9 protein-coding genes are annotated in these 8,817 nt (G+C 66.9%); 7 read left to right on the top strand and 2 right to left on the bottom strand.

The genetic code is table 11. The annotated features are described in order from the left end of the window. Positions 1–220: 220 nt before the first annotated feature. The 4 genes from E3N86_RS14170 to E3N86_RS14155 all read left to right on the top strand — a co-directional run bounded on the left by E3N86_RS14170 (position 221) and on the right by E3N86_RS14155 (position 2,282). Positions 221–562, top strand: coding sequence for a hypothetical protein (locus E3N86_RS14170; protein WP_134512183.1), 342 nt, complete (start codon positions 221–223; stop codon positions 560–562). Positions 563–619: 57 nt separating this feature from the next. Then, positions 620–1,159 (top strand): DUF222 domain-containing protein, encoded by a 540-nt coding sequence (locus E3N86_RS14165; RefSeq protein WP_166785100.1) that lies wholly within the window; start codon positions 620–622, stop codon positions 1,157–1,159. 6 nt (positions 1,160–1,165) lie between these two features. Then, positions 1,166–1,633 carry a hypothetical protein gene (locus E3N86_RS14160; protein ID WP_134512181.1) on the top strand — a complete coding sequence of 156 codons (468 nt, stop codon included), beginning with the start codon at positions 1,166–1,168 and terminating at the stop codon, positions 1,631–1,633. A 136-nt stretch (positions 1,634–1,769) separates the two neighbouring features. After that, positions 1,770–2,282 carry a DinB family protein gene (locus tag E3N86_RS14155; RefSeq protein WP_134512180.1) on the top strand — a complete coding sequence of 171 codons (513 nt, stop codon included), beginning with the start codon at positions 1,770–1,772 and terminating at the stop codon, positions 2,280–2,282. A 50-nt stretch (positions 2,283–2,332) separates the two neighbouring features. Here E3N86_RS14155 and E3N86_RS14150 read toward each other — a convergent pair whose 3' ends face one another. Both E3N86_RS14150 and E3N86_RS14145 read right to left on the bottom strand, forming a co-directional pair. Beyond that, the gene (locus E3N86_RS14150; RefSeq protein WP_134512179.1) at positions 2,333–3,037 is read right to left on the bottom strand and encodes a response regulator; all 705 of its coding nucleotides are present in this window, start codon (positions 3,035–3,037) and stop codon (positions 2,333–2,335) included. After that, on the bottom strand, positions 3,030–4,706 hold the full coding sequence (locus tag E3N86_RS14145) for a sensor histidine kinase (RefSeq protein ID WP_134512178.1): 1,677 nt from the start codon (positions 4,704–4,706) through the stop codon (positions 3,030–3,032). The genes E3N86_RS14150 and E3N86_RS14145 overlap by 8 nt, the downstream gene beginning before the upstream one ends. Positions 4,707–4,854: 148 nt before the next feature. On the opposite strand from E3N86_RS14145, the gene E3N86_RS14140 reads away from it, so the two are divergent. The 3 genes from E3N86_RS14140 (at position 4,855) to E3N86_RS14130 (ending at position 8,770) form a co-directional block, all read left to right on the top strand. Further along, a complete protein-coding gene (locus E3N86_RS14140; RefSeq protein ID WP_134512177.1) occupies positions 4,855–6,234 on the top strand; it encodes a cation:dicarboxylate symporter family transporter in 1,380 nt (459 codons plus the stop codon). Positions 6,235–6,617: 383 nt separating this feature from the next. Beyond that, positions 6,618–7,886: a glycine betaine/L-proline ABC transporter ATP-binding protein gene (locus E3N86_RS14135; protein WP_241980517.1), complete on the top strand. Its 1,269-nt coding sequence runs from the start codon at positions 6,618–6,620 to the stop codon at positions 7,884–7,886. Further along, positions 7,883–8,770, top strand: coding sequence for a proline/glycine betaine ABC transporter permease (locus tag E3N86_RS14130; protein WP_104102826.1), 888 nt, complete (start codon positions 7,883–7,885; stop codon positions 8,768–8,770). Before E3N86_RS14135 ends, E3N86_RS14130 begins: the two co-directional genes overlap by 4 nt. Positions 8,771–8,817: the final 47 nt, after the last annotated feature.

Genomic DNA, 8,817 nt, shown 5'->3' with positions numbered 1-8,817 from the left:
GAGGGCCTCCGTTGCATCGTGTTGAGTGTGGTAACCCAATCGATACCGGAGGTCCTCACCTTTTTAGCTCACGCCACGCTCACAACCTGTGTGGGAACAACAGCTAGCCGACCGGAAGAGGGTGGAGTGGCCGCGCAGGCCTCGAACATGACTTCTAGAAACTTCCATGGATAAGTGACAGACTCTCAACTCTGTATGTCATGTTTGCTAGTCTCGAAACATGACAACCACCGCGGATGACCTCAGGCAGGCAACGGATGCCGTCGCCCTCCTCGGTTCCTTTTTCGCCGAATATAAGGCCCTCGCCGATGCTGAGGTGCTGGCCGGTCAGAGGCCGATCGCGGCCGCTCGCCGCCTCCTCGACACCCTCGGCGCGGATGGCGGCGACCATCGCCCGGCGTTCGCGGCTGGAACCGGGCCACTCCAGCCGCGCAGCAGGGGGTTCCTCTCGCCTCAGGCGTTGATCCAGAAGGTGACCGGCTCGACGAAGAACGACGCGTCCAAGCTCGTCGCGGTCGGCTCGATGATGGCCGACGCCGCGGCGGCGGAGAAGCTCGTCTAAGCCGTCCTGAAGTCGCGCGATTCGGATGCCTCCGCGGTCGCGGCGTTCGTCGAGAAGGTGTCGTGGCAGGCGCCGATCGCCCGGGCAGTCACCGCGGGAATGCTCTCGGTCGATGCGGCCGAGTCGATCCGTTCCGGTCTCGGCCAGATCGACGACGCGGTCACCGCCGAGAAGCTTCGTGCGGCCCCCGATTCTCTCCTCGCCGTGGCCTCAACTCTGAACGCGGACCACGTCTTCAAACTCGCGAGACGAATGCGCGACCGCCTCGACGAAGTCGGCATTGCCGCTCGGGAGAAGCAGGCCTACGACGACCGGTTCCTGAGGGTGTACCGGCTGGGAAACGGCAAGGTGCGCCTGAATGGGCTCTTCGCTCCCGAAGACGGCGAATTCGTGCTCTCCGTCTTCGATTCGGTCACCGACCCTCGCCGCGGAGGCGTGCGTTTCGTCGACAAGGAGATGGCGGCGTGGGCGAAACGCCTACAGGATGACTCGCGCAGCACGGATCAGATCGCCGCGGATGCCTTCGTGCAGCTGCTGAAGATCGCCGGTGAGGCCGACCAGGGGCGGGTGTTCGGTGGCCGCCGCCCGTCGGTTTGAGTGATCGTGGCCGGAACGGCCCTCGAAACGGGTCAGGCGGGTCAGGCAGGGCAGATCGAGGGAAACCCGGTCCCGATCTCGCAGGACACCATCGACCGGCTCCTCTGCGACACCGGAACCCGCGGCATCCAGTTCAGTGAATCCGGCGACATCATCAACGTCGGCCGCGACGAACGCCTCTTCACCGAAGCCCAGCGGGCCGCAATGGGCGTTCGCGACGGCGGATGCCGCTGGGTCGACTGCGACAAATCACCAGCCTGGAGCGAGGCCCACCACATTAACGAATGGGTGAAAGACAACGGCTATACCGACCCCGCCGACGGGGTACTGCTCTGCCACCCGCACCACCTGCTGTTGCATGATCAGCACTGGAGCATCATCCGCACCGGTAACGACTACTGGCTCCGGCCGCCGGTCGGAGTCGACCCCGAACAAACCCTGATCGCACTCCCGAGCAAACGGGCGCAACCGTAATCCAGCTGCTGGGCGGTGGGCCTCGACAGGCTCGACCACCGCCAGGTAGCAAGCCGGGGCTACTCTGGCTCCGACGCGGGACACATCGGGGCCACCAACCGAGGCACTGACGAGGCACTCGGCGTAAGGAGAACCGATGCTGTCGAGCTACCTGATCGCCGAGGCCTACGCACGTGTCCGGAGCATCGTGCATGTCGTGCTCGTGGATGCCGACGAAGAGCTGCTGACCTTCCGGCCCGACCCGGAGGCGAACAGCATCGCGTGGTTGATCTGGCACCTGACCCGGGTGCAGGATGACCACCTGGCCGAGCTGATGAACGAGGACCAGCTCTGGGACAGCGCCGGCTGGGCCGACAGGTTCGCGTTTCCCTTCGCGCGGGCGGCCACCGGCTACGGCCAAACCGCCGAGGAGGTTGGGCAGGTGCGCGCCGGCGCATCCGTTCTGGCCGGCTATCTCGACGCGGTGCACGCCCGCACCATCGCCTGGCTGCCCACTCTCACCACGGCAGATTTCTCCCGGGTCGTCGACACCCGCTGGACCCCGCCGGTCACACTCGCGGTGCGCCTGGTCAGCGTGCTCTCCGACGACCTGCAGCACGCCGGCCAGGCCGCCTACGTGCGCGGCCTGGCGGAGCGCTCCGGCCGCTGAGAGAGCCACGCCAGGAGTGCTCACCGCGCGGCCGTGACTGCACGTGCGCGCTACAGCCGCTTCCAGACGTATTCGTTCTCTGGCCGCCCCGGCGTGCCGTAGCGCGGCGACCGCTCGAGCGAGCCGGTGTCGGCCAGATGCTCAAGGTAGCGCCGGGCGGTCACCCGAGAAATGCCGAGCTGCTCCATCACCTCGCTGGAGGAGACCGGAACGGTCTGCAGTTTCAGGAACTCGATCACCGCGCCCAGAGTGCCCTCGGACAGACCCTTCGGCCGCGGCAGCTCGGTGGGCGTGCGCAGGCTCGCGAACGCCAGGTCCACGTCGGTCTGGCTGGTCATCGCGGACAGGCCGCCCAGCTGAAGCCGAAAGTCCCGATACTGCACCAGCTTCTGCGCGAAGGTCGAATAGGTGAACGGCTTGATCAGGTATTGAACAATGCCGGCCGCCACGGCGCCGCGCACGATGTGCAGTTCGCGCACCGCCGTGATGGCGATGATGTCCGTGGTCAGGCCGGCCGCGCGCATCCGTCGGCTCACGTCGAGGCCGTGCAGGTCGGGCAGGGTCATATCCATCAGCACCAGATCGATGGGCTGCCCCGCGGTGACGGCCGTAGCCAGGGCGCGCAGGGCGGAATGGCCGTCGCCGACGGTGCCCGCTTGCACGAAACCGGTCAGACGCCCGAGGTAGGCGGCGTGCGCCTCGGCCGCAATGGCTTCGTCTTCGACGACGAGCACCCGGATGTCCCGGTCAGTCATGCGATCCGCCCATCGTCGCCGCGAGGTCGGGTTCGATGCCCGCAGCGGGCTCCTCCGGCTGCCGGGGGAGGGTGACCGTGAACACGGCCCCCTCGCGGCGGGTGATGCTGAGGCTGCCGCCGAGCCGGTTGACCGTCTGCCGCACCAACGCCAGTCCGAGGCCGCGGCCGAAACTGCCGGGCTCCTTGGTGCTGTAACCGCGGCGGAGGATGTCGGTCACGGCGTCCGGGTCGACGCCGGGCCCGGTGTCGGCCACCTCGATCGCCACCGACGAGGGCGTGGAGCCGACCGAGAGGTGCACCCGGTGGGGTGCCTCGCCGCCGGCGGCCGCGTCGAGTGCGTTATCGACCAGGTTGCCCACGACCGTGACCAGGTCCTGCGCCGTCAGGCCGGAATCGGCGAGGGTTCCGGCCGCCTCAACCGTGAGCAGCACGCCCAGCTCGCTGGCTTGGGCGAACTTGCCCATCAGCAGGGCGCTGAGCACCGGTTCGTCCACCGAGTCGAGCATGTCATCGGTGAGTTGCTGGCTGAGCTCCAGGTCTTTGGTGGCGAAATCGAGGGCCTCGGCGCCGCGCCCAAGTTCCATCAGGGACACGATGGTGTGAAGCCGGTTGGCGTGCTCATGGGTCTGGGCGTGCAGGGCATCCGAGAGGGTGCGCATCGATCGGAGCTCGCTGCCCATCGATTGCAGGTCGGTGTGGTCGCGGATGGTCGCAACCCAGCCCATCGGCGCGGGTTTGGTGCGGCCGCTGCCCGGTTTCAGTGCCGGCAGTTGGCTGACGACCAGCACGCGCGTGTCGGTGACGTGGATCTCGTCGGTGGCGGGGCGGCCGCTCTTCAGTAGCTCGGCGAGCGCCGGGGGAAGGTCGAGACGGTCAAGGCTCTGCGTGGCGGCGGAGGATGCTCGGCCTTCAGTCGGTGAGCGCGGCGGCAGGCCCAGCAGCCGGGCAGCCTGATCGTTGTAGAGCACGACCTCGCCCGTGAGAGTGACGAGCACGAGACCCTCCCGCACCGAATGCAGCACCGAGTCGTAGTAGACGAAGAGCTGGGCGAGCTGCTCCGGTCCCCAGCCGAGCGTGACCCGGCTCAGATAGCGACCGAGCAGCCAGGCGGCGAGGGTGCCCGTGGCTAGCAGTATCAGGGCCACCCCCAGCACGGCCGGCAGCCGCGCGCTCAGCGCGATGGAGAGGTTGCTCGTCTTCACCCCCGCAGCCACCAGGCCCTGAACGGCTCCCTGCTCGTCGGTGATCGGAACGACGGCCCGCACCGAGGGTCCGAGCGTGCCCGTGGTCACCTCGGTGAACGGTTCCCCGGCCAGGGCGGGCGTGACGGTACCGATGTAGGGGCGGCCGATCTCCAACTCGGTCGGGTGGGTCCAGCGGGTGCGGTCGGGCGCCATGATCGTGATGAAGTCGAGGGTGGCGTCGGCGGTGACCCGCTCGGCGTACGGCTGGAGCACCGCGCTGGGATCGGCTGAGCGGCTGGCCTCCAGTACGAGCGGGTTGTCGGCGATGGCGCTGGCGACGGACAGCATCCGTTCCTCGGCGGCGACGAAACCACGGTCGCGGGCGTCCACGAAGGCCGCGGTGCCCGCGAACACGGTTATCGCCATGATGACCAGGGCGTTCGCCAGGAACAGGCGGCGCGCAATGCTCCAGCCTTGCCCCATCGCATCCTTCTTCCATTTGCGCGACCGTGACCAATATGACCGCAACAGTGACGCGGGCGCCTCGGTCGTCCAGTGTGAAACACACCACGGATGGTCCGGGCGCACCAGCGCCTCACCCCAGCCTAGTTACTAGACAAAGGAGTCTTTTATGGCATCACTGCCTCGCGCCCGCGCTGCACAGCCCCCGAAGAAGTTTGACAAGTCCCACTACCTGTACATGGCGGTCATCGTCGCGGTGATCCTCGGCGTCATCGTCGGCCTGCTCTTCGGCGGCACAGGCGGATTCGCCGTCTCGCTCAAACCGCTCGGGGACATCTTCATCGCCCTGATCAAGATGATGATCTCGCCGATCATCTTCTGCACGATCATCCTCGGCATCGGGTCCATCGCGAAGGCCGCCACGGTCGGCAAGATCGGCGGACTGGCCCTCGGCTACTTCCTGACCATGTCCACCTTCGCCCTGGCGATCGGCCTCGTCGTGGGCAACGTGATCAAGCCCGGCTCAGGGCTCGATCTCACCGCGACCACCTTCGTGCCGCCGGAAGCCGCCGAATCGGACTTCTTCCTCGGCATCATCCCGACCACACTGTTCTCCGCACTGACCGCCGGCAACATCCTGCAGACCCTGCTGGTGGCCCTCATCGCCGGCTTCGCGCTGCAGAAGATGGGAGCCGCCGGCAAGCCGATCCTCGAGGGCATCGCGCACGTGCAGGCCCTGGTCTTTCGCATCCTGATCATGGTCATGTGGCTCGCGCCGATCGGCGCCTTCGGTGCGATCGCCGCCGTCGTCGGTGCCACCGGCTTCCAGGCCGTTATCAGCCTCTTCACCCTGATGGGCGCCTTCTACCTGACCTGTGTGCTCTTCATCGTCGTCATCCTCGGCGGGTTGCTCAAGATCGTCACCGGCATCAGCATCTTCAAGCTGATGCGTTATCTCGGCCGAGAGTACCTGCTGATCTTCTCGACCTCCTCTTCCGAGGCGGCGCTGCCGCGCCTGATCGCCAAGATGGAGCACCTCGGCGTCTCCAAGCCGGTCGTGGGCGTCACGGTTCCCACCGGATACTCCTTCAACCTCGACGGCACCGCGATCTACCTGACCATGGCGTCGCTCTTCATCGCCACGGCCATGGGTCAGCCGCTCGCCCTGGGCGAGCAGATCGGGCTCCTCGCCTTCATGATCATCGCCTCCAAGGGTGCCGCCGGAGTGTCCGGTGCCGGGATCGCGACCCTGGCCGCCGGCTTGCAGGCCCACGCCCCGCAGCTGCTTGAAGGAGTCGGCTTCATCGTGGGCATCGACCGCTTCATGTCCGAGGCCCGCGCGCTCACGAACTTTACCGGCAACGCCGTCGCCACCGTGCTGATCGGATCCTGGACCAAGGAGATCGATCGTGCCCAGGTCGACCGGGTGCTCGACCGTCACGAGCCGTTCGACGAGACCACGATGATCGCCCACCACGGTGCGCCCAGCGCCGCCGAAACGGCCGCCGCGACCGAGAAGTCCGCGCAGATCGCGGCGCTCAAGGCCTGAGTCCGTTCCGGGTCGTCGAACGCGACCCGGCACGGATGGTCCGCGGCGACTGTCTCGCGGCCTGCGGTAGGGCCGGTTCTCCCCGCTACCCGAAACCGTCGAAATCGCTGCTTCTGCGACGCAAATACCCCCGTGTTAGGATTACTGCTGGTCTTACGACCCTTCACCAGGACGCGAATGTACAGCCACGGCCCCATCGGTACGGCGCTTCGTATGGTGAGGCCATGACGGATGCGATCCCCATGATCGCCCCAGCCCACGCTTTCCATCGCGTCGAGGCCGGTCACGGCCTACCCGTCCGACACAGCGTGCATCCGTTCCGTCGGCCGTGATTCGGCCCCGCCCGGCGTGCACCGGGAGAATCCGTGACCGAAACTATTGCCGTGAAGGCAGATCGACTGTACAAAGCGTTCGGGCGTCGTCCGCACGAGCTCGTCAAGAAGCTGACCGCGGGAGCCAGCCGCGATGAGGTGTCCTCGCTGGGCACCGCCGCCGTTATCGACGCCTCATTCGAGGTTCACCGCGGCGAAATCTTCGTGGTGATGGGGTTGTCCGGTTCGGGCAAATCCACCCTGATCCGCATGCTCAACGGGCTACTGGACGCCACCTCTGGCAGCGTGACGGTGGCCGGCCAGGCCATCACCGGCATCTCCGCCGCCGCGCTGCGCGAGGTGCGCCGCACCAATATTTCCATGGTGTTCCAGCACTTTGCCCTGCTACCGCATCGCACCGTGATCGACAACGTCGCCTACGGACTCGAGGTGCAGGGCACGGGCCGCGAGGAGCGGCTCGCCAAGGCGCGCACCATCATCCGCCTCGTCGGGCTCGACGGCTGGGCCGACAGCCTGCCGTCCGAGCTTTCCGGCGGAATGCAGCAGCGAGTCGGCCTCGGCCGGGCTCTCGCCGCCGACACCGACGTCCTCCTGATGGATGAGGCGTTCTCGGCCCTTGACCCGCTGATCCGCCGCGAAATGCAGGAGCAGTTGATCGAGCTGCAGGCCGAGCTCGGCAAAACCATCATCTTCATCACCCACGATCTCAACGAGGCCATGTTCCTCGGCGACCGCATCGCGGTCATGCGCGATGGTCGCATCGTTCAGATCGGCACCCCCGAGGAGATCCTGACCGACCCGGCGAACGACTACGTCGCTCAGTTCGTGCAGGATGTCGACCGCGCCCGGGTGCTGACCGCGGCCAGCGTGATGGAGCCCGTGCGCTCCGTGGTCACGATCACCGGCGGTCCCCGAGCTGCGCTCCGCACCATGCGCGACCTGCAGACCTCCGCCACCTTCGTGCTCAACCGCGACCGCACCTTCGCCGGTGTGGTGCGCGATCGCGACGTGCTGGGGCAGGTCAAGGCCGGCGAGACCGATCTGCGCGCGATAGTGCGCACGGATGCGATCTCCGTCAACCCGGACACCCCGCTGGTCGACCTGGTCGAACCCTCGGTCGGCAGTGATCTGGCCATCGCCGTGGTCGATGAGAAGAACCGTCTGCTCGGCGTCATCCCGCGGGTGACCCTGCTGGCCGCGCTCGGCAACGTGAGCACGAATACGGGGGACGTGCCCGTGATCGAGCCCGCAGCCACGATTTCCATCAGCGTGATCACCGAAACCCTCCGCGACACCGCTCTGGAAGGAGCCGACCTGTGAACGACTTCCGACTTCCTCTGGGCACCCTCGTGGAGGGGTTCATCGACTGGATCACCGACACGTTCGGGTTCTTATTCGACTTCATCCGGGCCGTCTTCGACGGTGCCTACGAACTGGTCGACTTCCTCCTGGTGGCGCCGCCCTTCTGGGTGATCATCGTGCTCTCGGCGGGGCTGGCCCTGGCCACCCGCGGTTGGAAATTCATGGTCGGTACCGTCCTCGGTCTGATCGTCGTCGTCGGCGTCGACCAGTGGGAGAACGCCATGGACACCCTCGCACTGGTGCTGGTCGCCAGCGTGCTCGCGATCGCCCTCAGCCTGCCGCTCGGCATCCTGGCGGCGAAGTCCGCGGTGGCGTCCAACATCATCCGGCCGATTCTCGACTTCATGCAAACCATGCCGGCCTTCGTGTACCTGATTCCCGCGCTGATTCTGTTCCGCGTGGGCGTCGTGCCCGGAATCGTGGCCACCATCATCTTCGCGATGGCCCCGGGAGTCCGCCTCACCGAGCTGGGCATCCGCGGAGTCGACCGAGAAGTGGTTGAGGCCGGGCAGGCCTTCGGCGCCTCGCCCTGGCGCATCCTCCGGCAGATCCAGCTTCCGCTGGCGATGCCGACGATCATGGCGGGTATCAACCAGGTCATCATGCTCTCCCTGTCGATGGTCGTCATCGCCGGTATGGTCGGTGCCGGGGGGCTGGGAGCGGATGTCGTCGCCAGCCTGAACCGCATCGATGTCGCACTCGGTTTCGAAGCCGGCCTCGCCGTGGTGATCCTCGCCATCTTCCTTGACCGCCTGACCGCCGCACTCGGCACCGGCGACACCCCGCTCGGTCGAATCATGTCGGCCCGCAAGCGCCGCGCCCAGCAAGCCCTGGCCGCCTGAGCCAGTGCGCCGCGCACACGACCTCCTGATTTCTGATTCTGCCCCGG

The sequence above is a fragment of the Cryobacterium sp. Hz7 genome (assembly GCF_004402815.1).
Classification (GTDB): Bacteria; Actinomycetota; Actinomycetes; order Actinomycetales; family Microbacteriaceae; genus Cryobacterium; species Cryobacterium sandaracinum.
Note: the sequence above shows the minus strand (reverse complement) of the source record. Positions and strands in the feature narration are given on the sequence as shown.